This is a genomic window from Pseudomonas sp. SIMBA_068, assembly GCF_046534705.1.
GTDB lineage: Bacteria > Pseudomonadota > Gammaproteobacteria > Pseudomonadales > Pseudomonadaceae > Aquipseudomonas > Aquipseudomonas putida.
In genome coordinates this window covers 1-238 of record NZ_JAWRYI010001595.1, presented here as the reverse complement: position 1 = coordinate 238, position 238 = coordinate 1, and the positions used below count along the sequence as shown (strand labels likewise).

Below are 238 nucleotides of genomic sequence, written 5' to 3'. Positions count from 1 at the left end.
CCGTGGGTGGTGCGTCCGCTCTATCAGGGGCAGCGTCGTTTCCATCCTTTCCTCGGGGGTTCCGTCGTCCTGATGGTGCTGCTGGTCATCGGTCTCTGCTTCTACGATCCGCTGCCGCAGCAGGGCGCCATTAATACGCCGCGCAACGCCTCTGCGACCGGCGGTGCCGCTGAAGAGTGGAGCGCCTATGGCGGAACCACAGATGGCCAGCGCTTTTCGGCGCTGAAGCAGATCACTA

Annotated in this window: 1 pseudogene; it reads left to right on the top strand. The window is 63.4% G+C overall.

Annotated features, from left to right (window positions below):
• Window positions 1-238 (top strand): annotated as a pseudogene (locus SB756_RS35085) (membrane-bound PQQ-dependent dehydrogenase, glucose/quinate/shikimate family); the annotation flags it as partial.